The organism is Streptomyces sp. Je 1-79 (genome assembly GCF_025195125.1).
In the GTDB taxonomy this organism is placed as follows: Bacteria; Actinomycetota; Actinomycetes; order Streptomycetales; family Streptomycetaceae; genus Streptomyces.
Map to the genome: position 1 here is coordinate 125,726 of NZ_JAMGSL010000008.1, position 21,498 is coordinate 147,223.

The following is a 21,498-nucleotide window of genomic DNA, read 5'->3' on the forward strand; positions in this document are numbered from 1 at the left end:
CGCGCCCTGGAAGGGCGCGGCCGCGGTCGTCCGGGAGGGGCTCAGAGACCCTGACCGGCCTCTCCGGAGCCCCTGTGACCTCGCACGATCACCTTCACCGGGAGGTCGATCACGGGCCCGCGGCCGCTGTCCGAACGGACCCGCAATGTCCCTTTCAGTACCGTGCCGGGGGCCACGCCCGTGGTGTCGACGGTGATCGTCACCGCCGTCCGGTCGTGCGGCTCCTGTCCGGCGCCCTCCAGGCCTCCGGCGGCCGGGGAGACGGTGAGCCAGTCCTGCCCGTCCTTCTCGGCCACCGTGTACGCGGTAGGGATGCCGCCCGCGTTGGTCAGGGTGAGCGTCCGGGTGCGCCGGGAGTCCGCCGGGGCCTTCACCGTCAGGGACCGCTTGTCGGCGGTGACACGGCCGGTGCCGAGCTCGCCGTTCACGAGGCGGACCGCGCCGGGGACGGCGGTGACCGTGATCCGGTCGCCCCAGTAGTACGGGGCGTCGAGGACGACGTCGTAGTCCTGCCGGTCCGCCGGGACCTGGAACAGGTAGGCGCCGTCGGCGTCGGCGGAGCCGGACGGCCCCAGGCCCCCGCTGTAGGCGCCGACCCGGGCGCCGGCGACCGGGAGCTGGTCGTTGGCGTCGACGACCCGGCCGAGGATCACGGCGGTCCTCGTCTGGCGCAGGGCGATCACCGTCCCGTCGCGGAGCGTGCCCTCGTCCCGCGAGTAGATCAGGGCGCCCGCCCCGGTGTGGCTCTCCGTGCCGATCGTGGCGGACGAACCGTTCTCCCGTCCGGTACCGGAGAGGTCCCGGTAGTGCAGGGAGGCGGTGCCGTCCTCGCCGATCACGGCGGCGAAGGTGATCCGCTCACCGGTCGCCGGCCCGGCCGTCCTCACGTTCCGCCACTCGACGACGATCTTCCGGTGCGGGGCGGTGCCGGTGGCGGCCCAGTACACACCCGACCGGCCGTCGACGGCGAGGTCGTCCCCGAAGGCGTGGAGCGTGCCGTCGGCCGTCTGCCCGCCGGGCGTGACGAAGGAGAGCGTGCCGTCGACGGAGGCGGTCAGCGAGCGGTACGCGTGGCCGTAGAAGGGCACCGGGAACGGCAGTGCGAGGTCCGCTGTGCCGGAGGCCCGGTCGGCGAAGCGGAGCCGCTGCGTTCCGGCCGGGAACTCGGCGGCGGTGGTGACCGAGCAGGCGGTGCCGAACGCGTCGGTACGGGGTGCGAGCGCGACGTCCTCGACCCCGCCGGAGGCGGTGACCTCGACCTGGACGGTGGCGGGCGAGGCGCAGCGGTGGGCGGGGGCGACGGCGAGTCCGTACCCGCCGGCGGCGGGAAGCCGCAGGGTGTAGCGGCCGTCCGCGCCGGTCGTCGCGGTGGCGCCGGACGGCGAGGCGGTGACGACCGCGCCCGCCTCGGCGCCGGTGGCGCCGGTCACGATGCCGGTGAGGTCGATCGTGGCGGTGTCGGCCTGCGCGGGGGCGGCGGCCAGCGCCAGGGGCAGCGCGAGTGCGGCGGCGGTGAGCGCGGCGAGGGTTCTCCGTCGGTCACGTCGGTGCGATCGGGCCAGGTGCACGGACTCTCCTTCACGGAAGGTGCGACATTTGTTCGCACGATCACCCGATCGTGGAGGAGAGGTGTGCTCGGCGTGGCGCCTTTCGCCCAATGTTTTCGGCCATTCCCGGGGTGTGGAGGCGGCCGGTTCTCCCCGCCGACCGGAGTATCCGGACGGCTCTCTAGACTTCCGGGCATGAAGAACGAGTCCGTCGTCCAGGTCCGGGGCCTGGTCAAGCGGTACGGGAACAAGACCGCCGTCGACGGCCTCGACCTCGACGTCCGGGCGGGCACCGTGACCGCCGTCCTCGGCCCGAACGGGGCCGGGAAGACCACCACGATCGAGACCTGTGAGGGCTACCGGAAGGCCGACGCGGGCACCGTCCGCGTGCTCGGCCTCGACCCGGTCGCCGACGCGGGCCGGCTGCGCCCCCGGATCGGCGTGATGCTCCAGTCGGGCGGCGTCTACTCCGGCGCGCGGGCCGACGAGATGCTCCGCCACATGGCGAGACTGCACGCCCACCCGCTGGACGTGGACGCCCTGATCGAGCGCCTCGGGCTCGGCTCCTGCGGCCGGACCACCTACCGCCGGCTCTCCGGCGGCCAGCAGCAGCGCCTCGCGCTGGCGATGGCCGTCGTCGGCCGTCCCGAGCTGGTCTTCCTCGACGAGCCGACCGCCGGACTTGACCCGCAGGCCCGCCGCGCCACCTGGGACCTCGTCCGCGAGCTGCGCGCCGACGGCGCCACCGTCGTCCTCACCACCCACTTCATGCACGAGGCCGAGGAACTGGCGGACGACGTGGCCATCGTCGACGCCGGCCGGGTCGCCGCCCAGGGCAGCCCCGAGGCGCTCTGCCGCGGCGGCGCCGAGAACACCCTGCGCTTCACCGGCCGCCCCGGTCTCGACCTCGGCTCGCTGCTCAAGGCGCTGCCCGACGGCACCCAGGCCGCCGAGCCGACACCGGGGACGTACCGGATCAGCGGCGAGGTGGGCCCCCAGCTGCTCGCCACCGTGACCACCTGGTGCGCGCAGCACGGTGTGATGCCGGACGGCATCGCGGTCGAGCGCCACACCCTCGAAGACGTCTTTCTTGAGCTCACGGGCAAGGAGCTGCGGTCATGAGCACGGGAACCTATGCCCCGAAGCCGGGAGCCGCCCCCGTCGGCCGGATGATCGCGGCGCAGACCGTCCTGGAGACGAAGATGCTGCTGCGCAACGGCGAGCAGCTGCTCCTGACGGTGATCATCCCGTCCCTGCTGCTCGTGCTGTTCTCGACCGTCGACATCGTCGACACGGGCGCCGACAAGGCCGTGGACTTCCTCGCGCCGGGCGTCCTCGCGCTCGCCGTGATGTCCACCGCCTTCACCGGCCAGGCCATCGCCACCGGCTTCGAGCGGCGCTACGGCGTCCTCAAGCGGCTCGGTGCCTCCCCGCTCCCCCGCTGGGCGCTGATGACCTCCAAGACGCTCTCCGTCCTGGTCACCGAGATCCTCCAGGTGGCGCTCCTGACGGCGATCGCGCTCGGGCTCGGCTGGTCTCCGCGGGGCGGCCCCTTCTCGGTCCTGCTGCTGCTCGTCCTCGGCACGGCCGCCTTCTCGGGCCTGGGGCTGCTGATGGCGGGCACCCTGCGCGCCGAGGCGACGCTGGCCGCCGCGAACCTGGTCTTCCTGCTGCTCCTGGTGGGCGGCGGAGTGATCGTGCCGCTGGACAGGTTCCCCGGCGCGGCCCGTACCGCCTTGGAACTGCTGCCGATCTCGGCGCTCTCGGAGGGCCTGCGGGACGTGCTCCAGGGCGGGGCCCCGATGCCGTGGGGCGCGGCCGCGATCCTCGCGGTGTGGGCGGTCCTCGGGCTCGGCGCGGCGGCGAGGTTCTTCCGCTGGGAGTAGCGGTGGTGTGACGTTCCGGGGTGACTTCACCCGTAACGCACCCCTCGTGAACGCATGCACAAGCCCCGTCCTACGATAGGGCCCGTGCTGACCCCCCTCGCCTCCATCGCCCGGCGCTGGACCCCGTCTCCCCGGACCCTCCGGCGCGCCGCGCTCTCCGCCGTCGTGATGAGCGTCCTCATCATCGTCACGGGCGGCGCGGTCCGGCTGACCGGCTCCGGCCTCGGCTGCGACACGTGGCCCAAGTGCACGGACGACAGCCTCATCGTGACGCCCGAACAGGGTTACCGGGGGGTGATCGAGTTCGGCAACCGGATGCTGACGTACGTCCTGTCGGCCGCGGTCGGCTGGGCGATCATCGCCGCGCGTTCGACCAAGCCGTGGCGGCGCGGTCTGACCCGGCTCGGCTGGGCGCAGTTCTGGATCGTCGCCAGCAACGCGGTCATCGGCGGCATCACCGTGTGGATGGGCCTCAACCCGTGGACCGTCGCCGGCCACTTCCTCGCCGCGAACGCGCTCCTGACCGTCGCCGTGATCACCTGGCACCGCACCGGCGAGGGCGACACGGCGCCCCGGCGACGGGTGCCGGGCCCGGTGCGCAAGCTCTCCTGGGCGATCGTCGCGACGGCCGTCGCGCTGATCGTCCTCGGCACGGGCGTCACGGGCTCGGGCAAGCACGCCGGCGACAGCAGCGACGTCCCGCGCATGCCGTGGGACTGGACCACAGCCGCCCACGTCCACGCCATCGCCGCCTGGGTGGTCTGCGCGCTGGCGCTCGCGATGTGGCTGGTGCTGCGGGTGGTCGACGCCCCCGACGACATCCGGGCGCGCGCCCGCGACCTGCTGATCGTGCTGCTCGCCCAGGGCGGGATCGGCTACCTCCAGTACTTCACCGGCGTCCCCGAGATCCTGGTCGGCGCCCACATGCTCGGCTCCGCGCTGATGTGGATCGCGGTCCTGCGCCTGGCCCTGAGCCTGCGCGAGCGCCCGCTGCCCGCCCCGGAGATCCCGGCCCAGCCCGACGCGGCCCTGGCGAAGGCGTGACCCCGCGGCCCCTGTCGGACCGCGCTCAGGCCAGCCCGTAGATCCTGCGGGCGTTGCCCGAGGCGATCATGGTCGCCACGCGCTGCGCGTCGGCCGGGGACCAGGCACCGTCGGCGACCCATTCGCCGAGCACCCGGCTCAGCGCGCCCCGGAAGACGCTCGCCGCCACCACGTGCAGCTCCGGCAGGGCACGGGCCCCGCTGGAGAAGAGCAGCTTGCCGAAGGGGGCCAGTTCCAGGAGCTCGGCGAGGACGGCCGCCGCCCGGGCGCCGGTCCGGGCGAGGACGGAGCCCAGGTCCGCGTACACATGCGGATGGGCGCCGGTCAGCTGGGCCGTCTGCCGGTGGTACGGATATCCGTGCAGGAGTACGACGTCGGTGCCCAGGCCGCTGGTGGCCGCGGCGAACTCGGCGAGCCCGGCCGGCTCCTCGGCCCCCACGTGGAGCTGGAGCGGCCGCCCCGACGCGACGGCGATCCAGAGCAGATGGCGCAGGAGGACCGGGTCGGTGAGCCGGTCGCCCGCCGCGCGCCGCGTGAGCCAGCGCCCCGCGGCCCCGCGCACCTCGCCGGGCCCCGGCGGCTGCGCGGCCTGGGCGAGGCCCCGGCTCACCCCCGCCACGGAGGTGAAGGCGACAGCGGTCGCGGAGGCGCCGTGGACGGCCTCGGCGAGGTTGGCGAGGAGCGCCTCGACCGAGCCCGAGGTGTCGGCGACCTGCTCGGCGAGCGGTTCGAGCCGGATGACCTCGTGCGCGGCGGCGGCGCCGGCGGAGGCGATCTCGGCGGGTCCCGTCAGATCGCCGGGCAGCCCCGTGTCCACGAGATAGGTGGAGATGCCGGAGGCGCGCAGCAGCCGCCGCCCGGACTCCAGTACGCCCAGTTCGCGGCGGCGGGCGAGGTAGCGGGCCGGCGGGCAGTGCGGCTCCAGGCCGAGCAGCGGCGGACACCAGCGGCGTACCGCGAAGCCGGTCTGGGTGTCGAAGAAGGTGGTGCCGGGCGCGGGCGGCCCGGCCCCTGCGCCGGCGGACCTGCCGAGGTGTGCCTCGAAGGTGCCGAGGCCGAGCTCCGTACGGAGCACCCCGTGGCAGTACTGGTCCACCAGGCTCGGGGTCTCGATCATTCGGGGGGCTCCCTGCGTGGACGTTCTTCCACACGTCCTAACGGGTGAGCCCCGCCCGAGGTTGTTGCCTCGCGCCCCGAAGGGTCAGGCGTTCGAGGGGCCGCCCAGCTGGATGCCGGCCATCCGGGTCCACTCGTACGGGCCGGTGACGACCTTGGCGGCGAACTCGCCGTCGAACTCGTCGTGGAGGGTCAGCTCGGCCTTCTCCGCCGCCTTCTCGGCGATGGAGAAGGTCGGGGCCACCAGGTCGCCCCAGCCGCCGTCCTCGCCGACGAGGACGATCCGGGTGCCTGCCTGTCCGATGTGGGCGATCTGCCCCTCGGCGCCGCCGTGCTCCTTGGAGAACGCCTGGATCTGCTTGGCGAGCTTGGCCGCCTTGCGCTCCGCGTGCTTGTCCGCCTGCTTGGTGTCTGCCATGCGACTGATGCTACCGAGGGGTAGATCCACTGGCGACGGCCGGTGCACGTGGTCTTGCCCACGTGCACCGGCCGTTGGTCAGGGGCTGGAGGGACTACCTCAGGAAGGGGTCGACCGCGACCGCCACGAAGAGCAGCGAGACATAGGTGATCGACCAGTGGAAGAGGCGCATCTCCTTGAGCTTCGCCCCGGTCGCGCCGTTCTTCGCGCGGTTCAGCAGGCCGTGCGCCTCCCAGAGCCACCAGCCGCCGGTGAGCAGGGCCACCGCCATGTAGAACCAGCCGGTGTAGCCGAGCGGCGTCAGCAGCAGCGAGACGGCGACCATCACCCAGCTGTACGCGACGATCTGCTTGGCGACGACCTTGTTGGAGGCGAGGACCGGGAGCATGGGCACGCCCGCGCGGGCGTAGTCGTCCTTCACCTTCATCGACAGCGGCCAGTAGTGCGGCGGCGTCCAGAAGAAGATGACCATGAAGAGGATGATCGCGGCCCAGGACATCGAGTTGGTGACGGACGACCAGCCGATCAGCACCGGCAGGCAGCCGGCGATGCCGCCCCAGACGATGTTCTGCGCGGTGCGGCGCTTCAGGATCATCGTGTAGACCACGACGTAGAAGAGGAGCGCGCCGAGCGAGAGTGCGGCGGAGAGCCAGTTGACCAGGAGGCCGAACCAGAGCGTGGAGACCACGGCGAGGGTGAGGCCGAAGACGAGACCCTCTCGCGGGGTGAGGACCCCGGTGACCAGCGGACGCTGGGACGTGCGGTCCATCAGCGCGTCGATGTCGCGGTCGATGTACATGTTCAGCGCGTTCGCGCCGCCGGCCGAGAGATAGCCTCCGAAACAGGTGGCGAGTACCAGCCACATGTTCGGCACGCCCTGCTCGGCGAGGAACATCACCGGAACGGTCGTGATGAGCAGCAGCTCGATGATCCGCGGCTTGGTCAGCGCCACGAACGCCTTGACGCGGGCCCCGAACGGCCGATGGCCCCCCGGGCTGGGAGTCAAGACGACCCCTGCGGGTCGGGACTCGACGGCCGTCACGCACACCCCTGACAGAGAAATCCCAGCAAGCTCCCCGGAAGAAGACGGGGTGAAGACTTGCGCGTACCACGCCACTGTAGACGTTGCCCAGACGCCGATCTTCGCGGGGGTGGGGTCGTGTTGAGGGGGCTCGTCCCAAGGCGTGGACAGCGCTCGGGAGGCGAAGTGACAGAGTGACCCGCACTCTTGCCGTGTCTTCTGTTTTCCGGGGCGCGCACTCGAAAAGATGGACGTGATGACGGGGGTAGGCTCGACAACGCCGGTACACCCTCAGTCACCGGCTTCCAGTACATGTGGAGAGGAGCCCTGACTCAGGGTGAGCACTAAGCCGACCACCACAGACCTCGAGTGGACCGAATTGGACCAGCGGGCCGTGGACACCGCCCGCATCCTGGCCGCGGACGCCGTACAGAAGGTCGGCAACGGCCATCCCGGTACGGCCATGAGCCTGGCGCCCGCCGCGTACACCCTCTTCCAGAAGGTGATGCGCCACGACCCCGCCGACCCGGAGTGGGTGGGGCGCGACCGATTCGTGCTCTCCGCCGGCCACTCGTCCCTGACCCTCTACACCCAGCTGTACCTGGGGGGCTTCGGGCTCGAGCTGGACGATCTGAAGGCGTTCCGGACCTGGGGCTCGAAGACCCCGGGCCACCCGGAGTACGGTCACACCGCGGGTGTCGAGACGACGACCGGCCCGCTGGGCCAGGGTGTCGCCAACGCCGTGGGCATGGCGATGGCCGCCCGCTTCGAGCGCGGACTGTTCGACCCGGAGGCTGCCCCCGGCACCTCGCCGTTCGACCACCGGATCTACGCGATCGCCGGTGACGGCTGCCTCCAGGAGGGCATCTCCGCCGAGGCGTCCTCGATGGCCGGCCACCAGAAGCTCGGCAACCTGATCCTGCTGTGGGACGACAACCACATCTCGATCGAGGGCGACACCGAGACGGCCGTGTCCGAGGACACGATGAAGCGGTACGAGGCGTACGGCTGGCACGTCCAGCGCGTCGAGCCGCAGGCCAACGGCGACCTGGACCCGGCGGGTCTGTTCGCGGCGATCAAGGCCGCGGAGGCCGAGACCGGGCGTCCGTCGTTCATCGCGATGCGCTCGATCATCGCCTGGCCCGCCCCGAACGCCCAGAACACCGAGGCCGCGCACGGCTCGGCGCTCGGCGACGAGGAGATCGCGGCCACCAAGCGGATCCTCGGCTTCGACCCGGAGCAGACCTTCGAGGTCGCCGACGAGGTCATCGGTCACACCCGCTCGCTGGGCGACCGCGGCCGTGAGTCGCGCGCCGCGTGGGAGAAGTCCCTCGCCGAGTGGCGTACGGCCAACCCGGAGCGGGCGGCCACGTTCGACCGCATCCAGGCGAACGAGCTGCCCGAGGGCTGGGAGTCGAAGATCCCCGTGTTCGAGGCGGGCAAGGGGATCGCCACCCGCGCCGCGTCCGGCAAGGTCCTGCAGTCGCTCGGCGCCGTCATCCCGGAGCTGTGGGGCGGCTCGGCCGACCTGGCCGGCTCGAACAACACGACGATCGACAAGACCTCGTCGTTCCTGCCCGAGGGCAACCCGCTGCCCGAGGCGGACCCGTACGGCCGCACGATCCACTTCGGCATCCGCGAGCACTCCATGGCCGCGGAGATGAACGGCATCGCGCTGCACGGCAACACCCGTGTCTACGGCGGCACCTTCCTGGTGTTCTCCGACTACATGCGCAACGCCGTCCGGCTGTCCGCGCTGATGCACCTGCCGGTGACGTACGTCTGGACCCACGACTCGATCGGTCTGGGCGAGGACGGCCCGACGCACCAGCCGGTGGAGCACCTGGCCTCGCTGCGCGCGATCCCCGGTCTGAACGTCGTCCGCCCGGCGGACGCCAACGAGACGGCCATCGCCTGGCGCGAGATCACCCGGCGCCACACGCGCGTGTTCGGCAAGGGCGCCCCGCACGGCCTCGCGCTGACCCGTCAGGGTGTGCCGACGTACGACTGGAACGACGACGCCGCCAAGGGTGGCTACGTCCTGTTCGAGGCGGACGGCGACGCCCAGGTCGTGCTGATCGGCACCGGCTCCGAGGTGCACGTGGCCGTCGAGGCCCGGGAGCAGCTCCAGGCCGCCGGCATCCCGACCCGTGTGGTCTCGATGCCGTCCGTCGAGTGGTTCGAGGAGCAGGACCAGGCGTACAAGGACTCCGTCCTGCCGCCGTCGGTCAAGGCGCGTGTGGCCGTCGAGGCCGGTGTGGGTCTCACCTGGCACAAGTACGTCGGCGACGCCGGCCGGATCGTCTCGCTGGAGCACTTCGGTGCCTCCGCCGACGCGAAGGTCCTCTTCCGCGAGTTCGGCTTCACGCCGGAGGCCGTCGCGGCCGCCGCGCGGGAATCCGTGACCGCCGCCGCGCGCTGACGTCCATAGACACGAATTTGGAGAACCTCTCATGACAGACGCTCTCAAGCGCCTCTCCGACGAAGGCGTCGCGATCTGGCTCGACGACCTCTCGCGCCAGCGGATCACGTCCGGAAACCTGGCCGAGCTCATCGACCAGCAGCACGTGGTGGGTGTGACCACCAACCCGTCCATCTTCCAGAAGGCGATCTCGGAGGGCCACGGTTACGACCAGCAGCTCGCCGACCTCGCCGCGCGCAAGGTGACCGTGGAAGAAGCCATCCGCATGATCACGACGGCTGACGTGAGGGACGCCGCCGACATCCTGCGCCCGGTCTTCGACTCCACGGACGGCCAGGACGGCCGGGTGTCGATCGAGGTCGACCCCCGTCTGGCGCACAACACGGCGGCCACCATCGCCGAGGCCAAGCAGCTGGCCTGGCTGGTGGACCGTCCCAACACGCTCATCAAGATCCCGGCCACCAAGGCGGGTCTGCCGGCGATCACCGAGGTCATCGGCCTCGGCATCAGCGTCAACGTGACGCTGATCTTCTCGCTGGAGCGCTACCGCGCGGTCATGGACGCCTACCTGGCCGGCCTGGAGAAGGCCCGCGAGCGCGGCCTCGACCTCTCCAAGATCCACTCGGTGGCCTCCTTCTTCGTCTCCCGTGTGGACTCGGAGATCGACAAGCGCCTGAACGCCGTCGGCACGGACGAGGCCAAGGCGCTCAAGGGCAAGGCGGCGCTCGCCAACGCCCGACTGGCCTACGAGGCGTTCGAAGAGGTGTTCTCCGGCGACCGCTGGGCCGCCCTGGACAAGGCGCAGGCCAACAAGCAGCGTCCGCTGTGGGCCTCGACCGGCGTCAAGGACCCGGCGTACAAGGACACCCTGTACGTGGTGGACCTGGTCGCGCCCGGCACGGTCAACACCATGCCCGAGGCGACCATGGAGGCCACCGCCGACCACGGCGAGGTCACCGGCGACACCGTGCGCGGCACCTACGAGCAGTCCCGCGCCGAGCTGGAGGCCGTCGAGAAGCTCGGCATCAGCTACGACGACGTGGTACAGCTGCTTGAGGACGAGGGCGTCGAGAAGTTCGAGGCGTCCTGGAACGACCTGCTCAAGTCGACCGAGGCGGAGCTTCAGCGCCTCGCACCTTCGGAGGCGTAAGCACTTTGAGCGCAGTCCACGGAGCCAACCCGCTCCGTGACGCCGCAGACCGACGGCTCCCGCGTATCGCGGGGCCGTCGGGTCTGGTGATCTTCGGTGTCACGGGCGATTTGTCCCGTAAGAAGCTGATGCCTGCCGTCTACGACCTGGCCAACCGCGGCCTGCTGCCGCCGGGCTTCTCGCTCATCGGCTTCGCCCGCCGCGAGTGGCAGGACGAGGACTTCGCGCAGGAGGTCTACGAGGCCGTCAAGCAGCACGCCCGCACCCCGTTCCGCGAGGAGGTGTGGCAGCAGCTGATCCAGGGGATGCGCTTCGTCCAGGGCGACTTCGACGACGACGACGCCTTCGACCAGCTGAAGACCACCATCGAGGAGCTGGACAAGGCGCAGGGCACGGGCGGAAACTTCGCGTTCTACCTCTCCGTGCCGCCGAAGTTCTTCCCGCTCGTCGTCCAGCAGCTGAAGAAGCACGGCCTGGCCGACCAGAAGAACGGCTCCTGGCGCCGTGCGGTCATCGAGAAGCCCTTCGGGCACGACCTGGTCTCCGCCAAGGAGCTCAACGAGGTCGTCCACGAGGTCTTCCCGCCCGACGCGGTCTTCCGGATCGACCACTACCTGGGCAAGGAGACCGTCCAGAACATCCTGGCGCTCCGCTTCGCCAACACCCTCTTCGAGCCGATCTGGAACCGGTCGTACGTCGACCACGTGCAGATCACCATGGCCGAGGACATCGGCATCGGCGGCCGTGCCGGCTACTACGACGGCATCGGCGCCGCCCGTGACGTCATCCAGAACCACCTCCTCCAGCTGCTCGCGCTGACCGCGATGGAGGAGCCCGCCTCCTTCGACGCGGACGCGCTCGCGGCCGAGAAGACCAAGGTGCTCGGCGCGGTGAAGCTGCCGAAGGACCTGGGTGCCTCGACCGTGCGCGGCCAGTACGCACCGGGATGGCAGGGCGGCGCCAAGGCCGTCGGCTATCTGCAGGAGGACGGGATCGACCCCAAGTCGAAGACCGACACCTTCGCGGCCATCAAGGTGGAGATCGACAACCGCCGCTGGGCGGGCGTCCCCTTCTACCTCCGTACGGGCAAGCGGCTCGGCCGCCGCGTCACCGAGATCGCGGTGGTCTTCCAGCGCGCGCCCCACTCCCCGTTCGACAAGACGGCGACGGAGGAGCTGGGCCAGAACGCCCTGGTCATCCGTGTCCAGCCGGACGAGGGCGTGACCATGCGGTTCGGCTCCAAGGTGCCGGGCACCTCGATGGAGGTCCGGGACGTGTCGATGGACTTCGCCTACGGCGAGTCCTTCACGGAGTCCAGCCCCGAGGCGTACGAGCGGCTCATCCTCGATGTGCTGCTCGGCGACTCGAACCTCTTCCCGCGCGTCGAGGAGGTCGAGCTGTCCTGGAAGATCCTCGACCCGATCGAGCAGTACTGGGACCAGCACGGCAAGCCCGCGCAGTACCAGTCCGGGACCTGGGGTCCGGTCGAGGCGGACGAAATGCTCGCACGAGACGGACGGAGCTGGCGCCGGCCATGAAGACCGACCTCACGGACACCACGTCCAGCAAGATCAACAAGGCGCTGGTGCTCGGGCGGCGTGCCATCGGCACGCCCGCCGTCGGCATGGTGCTCACCCTCGTCATCGTCACCGACGAGGAGAACGCCTACGACGCGCTCAAGGCGGCCAACGACGCGTCCCGCGAGCACCCCTCGCGGACGCTGGTCGTCATCAAGCGGGTCTCGCGTTCGCCGCGCGACCGCGCCAAGGCCAGGCTCGACGCCGAGGTCCGCCTCGGCGCCGACGCCAGCACGGGCGAAACGGTTGTCCTCCGGCTGTACGGCGAGGTCGTCGACCATGCCCAGTCGGTGGTCCTCCCCCTGCTCCTGCCGGACGCGCCCGTCGTCGTCTGGTGGCCGGTCAACGCCCCGTCCGACCCGGCGAACGACCCGCTGGGCGCCCTCGCCCAGCGCCGGGTGACCGACACGTACTCCGCCGAACAGCCGATACACGAGCTGACCGGTCGGGCGGACAACTACACCCCGGGCGACACGGATCTGGCCTGGACCCGGATCACCCCGTGGCGTTCGATGCTCGCCGCCGCGCTCGACCAGGTCGTGTGCGAGGTCACCTCGGCCGAGGTGGAGGGCGAGGAGTTCAACCCGAGCGTCGAACTGCTCGCCATGTGGCTGGCGGACCGGCTGAAGGTTCCGGTGCGCCGGTCCGTGTCGGCGGGTCCCGGGCTCACCTCCGTACGGATGGAGTCCTCGTTCGGACCGATCGTCCTCGACCGGCCCGACGGCTCGCTGGCGACGCTCTCCATCCAGGGGCAGCCGGACCGTGGCGTGGCGCTCAAGCGCCGCGAGACGGCCGAGCTGATCGCGGAGGAGCTGCGTCGGCTCGACCCGGACGACACCTACGCCTCGGCGCTGCGGTACGGGGTCGACCGGCTGGACGAGGAGGCCGCGTTGACGGCCCCCGCGGCGGCGGCCCCGGCCGCCGACGAGGCGAAGGCGGCGCCCGTCGCGGCGGCCGAGCCCGCCGCTCGCGCCCCGAAGAAGGCCCCGGCCAAGAAGGCGGCGGCCAAGTGAGCGCTCCCCAGCTCGTCGTCCACCGCGACAAGGAGCTGATGGCCCAGGCCGCGGCGGCCCGGCTGATCACGCGGATCGTGGACGCCCAGGCCGCCCGCGGCACGGCGTCCGTGGTCCTCACGGGCGGCCGCAACGGCAACGGGCTGCTCGCGGCGCTCCGTTCGGCCCCCGCGCGGGACGCGATCGACTGGTCGCGGCTCGATCTGTGGTGGAGCGACGAGCGTTTCCTGCCCGAGGGCGACCCGGAGCGCAATGTCACCCAGGCCCGCGAGGCGCTGCTCGACAGCGTCCCGCTGGACCCGGCGCGGGTGCACGCGATGCCGGCTTCGGGCGGGCGGTTCGGCAGCGACGTCGACGCAGCCGCGGCCTCCTACGCGGCCGAACTGGCCGCTGCCGCCGGTCCGGAGGACCATGCCGCGGTGCCGAGCTTCGACGTGCTCATGCTGGGCGTCGGGCCGGACACGCACGTGGCCTCGCTCTTCCCGGAGCTCCCGGCCGTCCGCGAGACCGAGCGCACGGTGGTGGGGGTGCACGGCGCGCCCAAGCCGCCGCCGACCCGCGTCTCGCTGACGCTGCCGGCGATCCGTGCCGCGCGTGAGGTCTGGCTGCTCGCGGCCGGCGAGGACAAGGCGAAGGCCGCGGCGATGGCGCTGTCGGGGGCGGGCGAGATCCAGGCCCCGGCGGCGGGCGCCTACGGTCGCTCGCGCACGCTGTGGCTGCTCGACGCCGCGGCGGCCTCGGAGCTGCCGCGCGATCTGTATCCGCCGGCCTCGGCCTGACGGACGCCTGACGAGGCCCGGTTCACCGCACGGTGGACCGGGCCTCCGGCGTCTGCCGTACGCCTTCCAGGAAGGGAGCGAGCAGGTCAGGCACCGCGTCGGCGGCGAAGGTCAGCCCCTCGTCCTGCCCGGCGTCGTGGACGGCGTACGCGCCCGTGCCCGCCGCGGTCGTCGCGGTGAGCGTCAACAGGCCGGCGCGGCGCTGGAAGTACGACTGCTTGACCGTCCATCCGATGACGCCGCCGCGCTGGAGGGCGACCGTGGTCCGGCGGACCGTGCCGGACCGGGCCACCAGGTAGTCGCCGATGACGCCGTGTCCGAGGTTGCGGTGGGCATCGAGCGCGAACACCACGGCGAGCGGGCCGAGGACGAGGGCGCAGCCGGCGGCCACGTACAGCAGGACGGGCGTGAGCAGGGCTCCGAGGAGGGCGAGGACCGCGGTGGGCGTGAGGGCGCTCCACAGCGCCCAGCGCAGCCGCCGGGTGCGGGCGGCGCGGGGGTGGACGGTGAGCGGCGCGCTCGTCGGGGGCTCGGGCTCCCGGAGCACCTGCGCGGCGACCCGGTCGGCGACCTCGCGGGGCGCCGCGGGCAGCAGGGTCTTGTGGTCGGCGTGCTCGTCCTCCTCGCCCTCGGCGATGCCGGTGGCGACGGCGTCGACGCGGGCGGCGCGGCACATCCGTACGCCCAGCGGCTCGACCAGTTCGACACCGCGCAGGCGGCGTTCCTCGATGGAGATCGAGCGGGCGGTGAACAGTCCGCGGCGGACCCTGAGAGTGCCGCCCGGCTCGCGCTCCAGGCGGTAGTTCCACCACATCTCGACCCAGAGGCCGAGCGCGCCGACGGTGCCGGCGAGGGCGGCCAGCGCGGTGAGGACGAGGATCATGGAGAGGATCGAGGTGTCCTCGAAGCGGTCCCCTATCCAGTCGATGACCTCCCGCTGGGCGCCGAACCACTCGCTGACCTGCATCACGGCGCCGGCCGCCGCGCCGCCGAAGACCACGGCGACGAAGGAGACCGGGGCGTAGCGGATCCAGCGCGGGTCGAGTTCGGCGAGCGAGCCGTCGTGGCGGGTGTCCTCGGCGCCGGCCGGCGTCCGGTCGAGCAGTTCGCGGCGGAGCCGTTCCCCCTCGGCCCGGGAGACCGGGTCGAGTTCGAGGGCGGACTCGCCGCCGGCGTGGTGCTCGCCGGTGCCGATGCGGACCTTGACCAGGCCGAGGAGGCGCAGCAGCGGGTGGGCGGTCAGGTCGACGCTGCGGATGCGTTCGCGGGCCAGCGAGCGGCGTTTGACCAGCAGGAGCCCGGTGTGGAGTTCGGCGCGCTCGGCGCCGATGCGGTAGCGGGTGCGCCGCCAGCGGACGTGGTCGGCCGCCGAGCCGCCGCCGATGACGAGGGCCGCCCCGGCGAGGATCCAGCCGGCGGCCCGCACGGCGGGCATGCTGTCGCTCAGGGCGAAGAAGGCGGGCAGGGCGCCGCCCCCGGCGACGCCGGCCAGGACGACGGCGGTGACGAGGACCGTACGGCGGTCCAGGCGACGCCAGTCCTCGCTCATGTGGCGTCGCCCGGGGTGGCCTGGGTGATGCGGGTGAGCTTCTCGGCGAGATCCGCGGCGAGTTCGTGGTCGAGGCCCTCGACGCGGATCGCGCCCTTGGAGGAGGCGGTGGTCACGGTGACCGTGGCGAGCCGGAAGAGCTGCTCCAGCGGCCCCCTGACCGTGTCGACCGTCTGGATCCGGGACATGGGCGCGATCCGCCACTCCTGCCAGAAGACCCCGGTGCGGACGTAGACGGCGTCCTCGGTGACCTCCCAGCGGTGGACCCGGAACCACCAGTGGGGGAAGAACGCGGTACAGGCGAGGCCGCCGGCCGCCAGGACGGCGGCGGGCAGCCAGAGCCAGAAGCGGGCCGGCGCGATGAACGCCCCGAGCACGGCGAGGACCGTCACCGGCACGGCGGTGGTCACCAGCCACTGGGTGCGCCACCAGCCGACGGCCCGTTCGTTCAGCGTGTTGTTCGGCGGCCGCAGCCGCACCGCGTTCTCCCCCGTCATCGGTCAGCGGCCCCGGAGCGCCCGGTACGTGCCGACGAGCGCGGCGGTCGAGCCGTCGAGCTCCTCGCCGCCGCTGCCCTCGGTGAGCACGGGCTCGATCTTCCTGGCGAGGACCTTGCCGAGCTCGACACCCCACTGGTCGAAGGAGTCGATGTTCCAGATGGCGCCCTGGACGAACACCTTGTGCTCGTAGAGCGCGATGAGCTGGCCGAGGACGAAGGGGGTGAGTTCCTTGGCCAGGATCGTCGTCGTGGGGTGGTTGCCCTTGAAGGTCTTGTGCGGGACGAGCTCCTCGGCGACGCCCTCGGCCCGTACCTCCTCGGGCGTCTTGCCGAAGGCCAGCGCCTGCGTCTGGGCGAAGAAGTTGGCCATCAGGAGGTCGTGCTGGGCGACGAGACCCGGGGTCAGGTCGGCGACGGGCTCGGCGAAGCCGATGAAGTCGGCCGGGATGACCTTGGTGCCCTGGTGGATCAACTGGTAGTACGCGTGCTGCCCGTTGGTGCCCGGGGTACCCCAGACGACGGGTCCGGTCTGCCAGTCGACGGGCCTGCCGTCGCGGTCCACGGACTTGCCGTTGGACTCCATGTCGAGCTGCTGGAGGTAGGCGGTGAACTTCGACAGGTAGTGCGAGTACGGCAGGACGGCGTGCGACTGGGCGTCGAAGAACGCGCCGTACCAGACGCCGAGGAGGCCGAGGAGCAGCGGTGCGTTCTCCTCAGCGGGGGCGGTGCGGAAGTGCTCGTCGATCAGGTGGAAGCCGTCGAGCATCTCGCGGAACCGCTCCGGGCCGACGGCGATCATCAGGGAGAGGCCGATGGCGGAGTCGTAGGAGTACCGTCCGCCGACCCAGTCCCAGAACTCGAACATGTTGGCCGTGTCGATGCCGAAGCCCTCCACCTTCTCGGCGTTGGTCGACAGGGCCACGAAGTGCCGGGCGACCGCCTCCTGGCCGGCCCCGAGACCGGCGAGCAGCCAGTCGCGGGCGGAGGTGGCGTTGGTGACGGTCTCGATGGTGGTGAAAGTCTTCGAGGCGACGATGAAGAGCGTCTCGGCCGGGTCGAGGTCGCGGACGGCCTCGTGGAGGTCGGCGCCGTCGACGTTGGAGACGAAGCGGAACGTCAGATCCCGCTGGGTGTAGGCGCGCAGGGCCTCGTACGCCATGGCGGGGCCGAGGTCCGAGCCGCCGATGCCGATGTTCACGACGTTCCTGATCGGCCTGTCGGTGTGACCGGTCCACTCGCCGGCGCGGACCTTGTCCGCGAAGGCGGCCATCTTGTCGAGGACGGCGTGGACGGCCGGGACGACGTTCTCCCCGTCGACCTCGACGACGGCGCCGCGCGGGGCGCGCAGCGCGGTGTGCAGGACCGCGCGGTCCTCGGTGGTGTTGATCTTCTCGCCGCGGAACATGGCGTCGCGCAGCTCGGCCACACCGGTCGCGGCGGCCAGCTCGCGCAGGAGCGCGAGCGTCTCGTCGGTCACCAGGTTCTTGGAGTAGTCCAGGTACAGGTCGCCGACGCGCAGCGTGTACGCGGTGCCGCGATCCGGGTCGGCGGCGAACAGTTCGCGCAGATGGGTCTCCCCCAGCTGCTCGCGGTGCTTGCCGAGGGCGGCCCACTCGGGGAGCTGGTTGAGCCTGGTTCCTGCTGCGTTCATCTCGGACATCGCCTACTTCTTCTCTTCCTGCCTGCTTGCCCCGCTGCGACTCCAACCTAATTGATCGCAGGGGCGGAAGGCGCGCGGCGACTCAGTGGCCGCCGCGATGCAGTCGGCCCGCGTAACGGGCCTCCAGGACGGCGTTGCGCTCATGGCCGCCGGGGACGTTGGCGGAGACGTACACCGGCGGCTCATGGCCCTCGGCAAGGAGCAGGGCGACGGCCTCGGCGACCACCATCTGCACGAGGAGGGAGGACGTGAGGGTGGAGACCCCGCACAGCGCCGCGCCGTCGGGGAGGGGGAGCAGGGCGTCGCCGGTGGGGGCGACGTTGTCGAGGACCGCGTCGGCGATCTCGGCGAGCCGCTTCCCGCTCGTGTGCAGGGCGGGGACGGCGTGGGTGTGTGCGAGCGAGGTGAGCGCGACGAGGGGGTGCCCGGCTCCGGTCACCTTGAGCGCGAGGTCGACGACGGCGTTGTTCACACCGGAGTTGGAGATGATGACGAAGAGGTCCTGCGGGCGGGGCGTGGCCAGGGCGTAGAGCCGGTCGGCCAGGCCCGGGGCGCGCTCCAGGAGGGGGTCGGCGAGGACGGCGGGGTCCTCGCCGCCGCGCAGGACGAGGTCGGCGAGGGCGATCCGGCTGGTGGGCACGAGCCCTCCGGCGCGGCCGGCGATCTCCAGGGCGGCGGCCTGGGAGTGTCCGGTTCCGAAGGCGTGGATCACCCCGTCTGCGGCGACACAGTCGGCGAAGAGCCGGGCGGCCTCGGCGACCGAGCCCTTGTTGGCCGCGACGGCCCGCTCGAAGGACTCCCGTGCATGGTCGGCGAACAGGGCGGCACCGAGGGCGGGTTGGGGCATGGCCGAGCCTCCGTTGGTTCGATGAACCGGATTCTGACGAGCACTCCGATTTAATGAACCAGCCCGCCCGGGATCGGTCAAGGGCGCCGGGGCGGCCGCCTACCGGACCGGTTCCCCCGTGCCCGCCGCAGCGGTCCCGCCGCCGAACACCTCCTCCACGAGCGCCTGCTGCGCCTTCTGGAACGCCGCGGCCGTGGCGGCGAAGTCGAGTTCGGCGTCCCCCGTGGTCAGCGAGGCGGTCAGGGTCCTGCCGCCGTCGGGCGTGCTGTACATCAGCGCCGCCCAGCCGAAGAAGCCGCCGTTGTGATGGAGGAGGGTGCCGTGGTCCGTCTCCTCCACGAACAGCCCGAGGCCGTAGCCGAGCTTGGGGTGCGGCGTACGCATCTCGGCCAGCAGCGGGGCCGGCAGCAGCCTGCCGCTCATCAGCGCGGAGAAGAACGTGTGCAGGTCCCGGGTGGTCGAGATCATGTCGCCTGCGGCGGAGATCCAGGAGACGTCGAAGCGGGTGACGTCGACGAGCTTCCACTGGCCGGCGTGCTCGTACCGGTAGTAGCCGTGAGCGTGCGGCTCGGGAATCTCCGGGGAGGCGCCGGGCACCACGGTGCCCGTCAGTCCCAGCGGCCGCAGGATCAGCCGCTCCGTCTCCTCCGCGAGCGAGCGGCCGGTGACCGCCTCGACCAGCAACTTGGCCAGGACGTAGTTGGTGTTGGAGTAGCTCCAGTCCGCCCCCGGCTCGAACCGTGCCGGCTTGGACAGGGCGAGCCGTACCAACTCCTCCGGCGGGTACGTGTGGAACTGGTTGTCCACGTACTCCTGGCCCTGCCAGGGGATCCCCGGCTCGACCGTCCCGTCGTCGCCGTACTCGCCGGTGTGGTTGAACAGCCCGCTGGTGTGCTGGAGCAGCATCCGCACCGTGATCCGCCGATCGAGGCCGAACCCGGGCAGGTGGTCGTCGACCGGGCCGTCCAGCGCGATCCTGCCCTCGGCGACCAGGCGCAGCACCACGGTCGCGGTGAAGGTCTTGGTGGTGCTGCCGATCCGGAACCGGCCGTCGGTGGCCGGCTCGGCGCTCTCGCCCAGCCTGCTCACCCCGGCACTGCCGACCCACTCGCCCCGCTCGTCGTTCACGCGCAGCTGGATCCCGGCGAAGCCGGAGTCGACGATCTCCTGGATGGCCTTCCGCAGCTCCGGGCGGTCCCGCCCGGCGGCGCGCGCCTCCGGGGCGCCGTCCGCGGCGGTACGCGGGGTGGACTTGTCCTGCTCGGTCGGGGTGAGGGACATGGTGTGGGCTCCTTGGTCTCCGGTGGCGGCGGTGGTTCAGAGGCTGCGGGCGGTGATGTCGCCGTAGGCGGTGGTCGCGTGGATGTTCAGGGCGGCGGCTGCGCCCTCGGTGTTCTGGAGCGCGTTGTGGATCCGGCCGTAGGCGGTACCGGCGTCCAGCGAGGCGGAGACCCCGCGGGCGGCGCCGACCGACACGTCTCCGGCCTCGGTGCGCAGCGTCACGGTGCCGCGCACGGCCTCGGTGACGCGGAGGTCGCCCTTCTGGGTGCTGATCTCCGCCGCACCGCCCAGGCGGCCGACCGAGACGTCACCGGCGAGGAGCGTGAGGCGGGCACTGCCGGTCTCGTCGAGCTTGACCGCGCCCTGCGCGACGTCGAACGTGACGTCACCGAGCCGTCCGACACCACGGAGTTCGGCGTCGGCGCCCCTCGCCTCGACGCGGGAGCCGGCGGGCAGCTGGACGGTGACCTCGACGTATCCGGAAGCGCCGAGGATCTGGTTCTTCGCCGGCGGGGCCTGGACCCTCAGGACGCCCTCGTGGTAGTCGACCGCGGTCCGCTCCGCCGCCTCCACGTCCCGGCCCTTCGAGGGGTTCGCGGGCCGGACCTCGACCGTGGTGTCGGCCCGGTCCGCGGCGATGAGCCGGATGTGGCCCGCGGGGATGTCCAGGACGGCGAGGACCGGGGCGGGGGTCTCGAACTTCTGCATGACACTCTCCTTCTTCAGCAGCGGGCGCTCCGTCGGCCCGCTGTTTCTGATGATGGAAAGCTACGTTGCGTTCATGAAGTTGGCAACATCTTCGTTGCACTCCAACACCATATTCGCAGCTAGAAGCATCGAAATCGTTGCAACGATTCGAAGTGCAACGCAACGCGCCAGGCGCCATTCGTTGCAATGAAGGAGAGATGAACGCTATGCTCGCATCCTCTGCGGACCCTGAAGGAGACCTCGATGCCCGGAGGCAGGCTCACCCAGCCCGAACGCCAGCAGATCGCGCTGGGACTGGCCGACGGCCTCGCCTACGCCGAGATCGCCAGACGCCTCGACCGGCCGACCTCGACGATCACGCGTGAGGTGATGCGCAACGGCGGCCCCACCGCCTACCGCGCCGACCTGGCCCACCGCGCCACCGAACGCCGCGCCCACCGCCGCAGGCAGGCAGCGCCGTCGGAGGCACCCGCCCAGGCCCACGGACGCGACGCCGAGGCCGTGCACGAGTACGAGGAGGTGTTCACCACCGTCATGATGCAGTCGGGCATGCCCAAGATGATGTCCAGGGTGATGACCTGCCTCTGTCTCGCCGACACGGGCAGCCTCACCGCCTCCGAACTCGCCGCGCGGCTCCAGGTCAGCCCGGCGTCCGTCTCCAAGGCGGTCTCGTTCCTCGACGGCCAGGGCATGATCCGCCGGGAACGCGACGAACGCCGGCGCGAGCGCTACGTCGTCGACGACGACGTCTGGTACCAGGCGATGATGGCCAGCGCCCGTTCCACCGCCCACATAAGCGAGATCGCACGGCAGGGCGTCGGCGTCCTCGGCCCCGCCACCCCCGTCGGCACCCGCCTGGAGAACATCGCCCGCTTCCTCGACTTCGTCTCCGAGAGCACCGCCCGCGCCGCGGAGCAGGCCCGCGACATCCTGCACACGAAGCCCGAAGCGGCCCCGGACGGCACCTCCTGAGCCATCCAC

General features: G+C 71.7%; 19 protein-coding genes. 9 read left to right on the top strand and 10 right to left on the bottom strand.

The annotated features are described in order from the left end of the window. Nucleotides 1–41 precede the first annotated feature (41 nt). Entirely contained in the window at nt 42–1,568 is a 1,527-nt protein-coding gene (locus tag M5362_RS18115; protein ID WP_260228619.1) for a carboxypeptidase-like regulatory domain-containing protein, read from the bottom strand. Nucleotides 1,569–1,742: 174 nt separating this feature from the next. Here M5362_RS18115 and M5362_RS18120 point away from each other — a divergent pair, with 174 nt between their 5' ends. The 3 genes from M5362_RS18120 to M5362_RS18130 are packed head-to-tail and all read left to right on the top strand — an operon-like array spanning nt 1,743 to nt 4,477. After that, the gene (locus M5362_RS18120; protein WP_260228620.1) at nt 1,743–2,669 is read left to right on the top strand and encodes an ABC transporter ATP-binding protein; all 927 of its coding nucleotides are present in this window, start codon (nt 1,743–1,745) and stop codon (nt 2,667–2,669) included. Then, nucleotides 2,666–3,433, top strand: coding sequence for an ABC transporter permease (locus M5362_RS18125; protein WP_260228621.1), 768 nt, complete (start codon nt 2,666–2,668; stop codon nt 3,431–3,433). Before M5362_RS18120 ends, M5362_RS18125 begins: the two co-directional genes overlap by 4 nt. A gap of 54 nt (nt 3,434–3,487) precedes the next feature. Then, nucleotides 3,488–4,477 carry a heme A synthase gene (locus tag M5362_RS18130; protein ID WP_260228622.1) on the top strand — a complete coding sequence of 330 codons (990 nt, stop codon included), beginning with the start codon at nt 3,488–3,490 and terminating at the stop codon, nt 4,475–4,477. Nucleotides 4,478–4,502: 25 nt separating this feature from the next. Here the strand turns inward: M5362_RS18130 and M5362_RS18135 are convergent, their stop codons facing one another. From M5362_RS18135 to M5362_RS18145, 3 genes are all read right to left on the bottom strand, one after another. Further along, nucleotides 4,503–5,594, bottom strand: coding sequence for an amidohydrolase family protein (locus M5362_RS18135; RefSeq protein ID WP_260228623.1), 1,092 nt, complete (start codon nt 5,592–5,594; stop codon nt 4,503–4,505). An 84-nt stretch (nt 5,595–5,678) separates the two neighbouring features. Next, nucleotides 5,679–6,011, bottom strand: coding sequence for a hypothetical protein (locus M5362_RS18140; protein WP_260228624.1), 333 nt, complete (start codon nt 6,009–6,011; stop codon nt 5,679–5,681). A 94-nt stretch (nt 6,012–6,105) separates the two neighbouring features. Further along, entirely contained in the window at nt 6,106–7,059 is a 954-nt protein-coding gene (locus M5362_RS18145; protein WP_374214489.1) for a heme o synthase, read from the bottom strand. A gap of 310 nt (nt 7,060–7,369) precedes the next feature. Between M5362_RS18145 and tkt the strand changes: the two genes are divergently transcribed. The 5 genes from tkt to pgl are packed head-to-tail and all read left to right on the top strand — an operon-like array spanning nt 7,370 to nt 13,973. Further along, nucleotides 7,370–9,454 carry a transketolase gene (gene tkt, locus M5362_RS18150; protein WP_260228626.1) on the top strand — a complete coding sequence of 695 codons (2,085 nt, stop codon included), beginning with the start codon at nt 7,370–7,372 and terminating at the stop codon, nt 9,452–9,454. Between the two features lie 31 nt (nt 9,455–9,485). Continuing rightward, on the top strand, nt 9,486–10,604 hold the full coding sequence (tal, locus tag M5362_RS18155) for a transaldolase (protein ID WP_260228627.1): 1,119 nt from the start codon (nt 9,486–9,488) through the stop codon (nt 10,602–10,604). Nucleotides 10,605–10,609: 5 nt separating this feature from the next. Continuing rightward, nucleotides 10,610–12,142 carry a glucose-6-phosphate dehydrogenase gene (gene zwf / locus M5362_RS18160; protein WP_260228628.1) on the top strand — a complete coding sequence of 511 codons (1,533 nt, stop codon included), beginning with the start codon at nt 10,610–10,612 and terminating at the stop codon, nt 12,140–12,142. Further along, on the top strand, nt 12,139–13,194 hold the full coding sequence (gene opcA, locus M5362_RS18165) for a glucose-6-phosphate dehydrogenase assembly protein OpcA (protein ID WP_260228629.1): 1,056 nt from the start codon (nt 12,139–12,141) through the stop codon (nt 13,192–13,194). The genes zwf and opcA overlap by 4 nt, the downstream gene beginning before the upstream one ends. Then, nucleotides 13,191–13,973, top strand: a complete 783-nt coding sequence (gene pgl, locus M5362_RS18170; RefSeq protein WP_260228630.1) for a 6-phosphogluconolactonase — start codon at nt 13,191–13,193, stop codon at nt 13,971–13,973. Before opcA ends, pgl begins: the two co-directional genes overlap by 4 nt. A 22-nt stretch (nt 13,974–13,995) precedes the next feature. On the opposite strand, the gene M5362_RS18175 is transcribed toward pgl, so the two are convergent. From M5362_RS18175 to M5362_RS18200, 6 genes are all read right to left on the bottom strand, one after another. Next, complete coding sequence (locus M5362_RS18175) at nt 13,996–15,522, bottom strand: PH domain-containing protein (RefSeq protein ID WP_260228631.1); 1,527 nt, start codon at nt 15,520–15,522, stop codon at nt 13,996–13,998. After that, nucleotides 15,519–16,019: a PH domain-containing protein gene (locus tag M5362_RS18180; protein WP_260228632.1), complete on the bottom strand. Its 501-nt coding sequence runs from the start codon at nt 16,017–16,019 to the stop codon at nt 15,519–15,521. Before M5362_RS18180 ends, M5362_RS18175 begins: the two co-directional genes overlap by 4 nt. Before the next feature lie 3 nt (nt 16,020–16,022). After that, nucleotides 16,023–17,672 (bottom strand): glucose-6-phosphate isomerase, encoded by a 1,650-nt coding sequence (gene pgi / locus M5362_RS18185; protein WP_260228893.1) that lies wholly within the window; start codon nt 17,670–17,672, stop codon nt 16,023–16,025. A 91-nt stretch (nt 17,673–17,763) separates the two neighbouring features. Then, entirely contained in the window at nt 17,764–18,528 is a 765-nt protein-coding gene (locus M5362_RS18190; protein ID WP_260228633.1) for an SIS domain-containing protein, read from the bottom strand. A 99-nt stretch (nt 18,529–18,627) separates the two neighbouring features. Then, a complete protein-coding gene (locus tag M5362_RS18195; RefSeq protein WP_260228634.1) occupies nt 18,628–19,809 on the bottom strand; it encodes a serine hydrolase in 1,182 nt (393 codons plus the stop codon). 36 nt (nt 19,810–19,845) lie between these two features. Continuing rightward, nucleotides 19,846–20,517, bottom strand: coding sequence for a DUF4097 domain-containing protein (locus M5362_RS18200; RefSeq protein ID WP_260228635.1), 672 nt, complete (start codon nt 20,515–20,517; stop codon nt 19,846–19,848). A gap of 243 nt (nt 20,518–20,760) precedes the next feature. Between M5362_RS18200 and M5362_RS18205 the strand changes: the two genes are divergently transcribed. Further along, nucleotides 20,761–21,489 (top strand): helix-turn-helix domain-containing protein, encoded by a 729-nt coding sequence (locus M5362_RS18205; RefSeq protein WP_260228636.1) that lies wholly within the window; start codon nt 20,761–20,763, stop codon nt 21,487–21,489. Nucleotides 21,490–21,498: the final 9 nt, after the last annotated feature.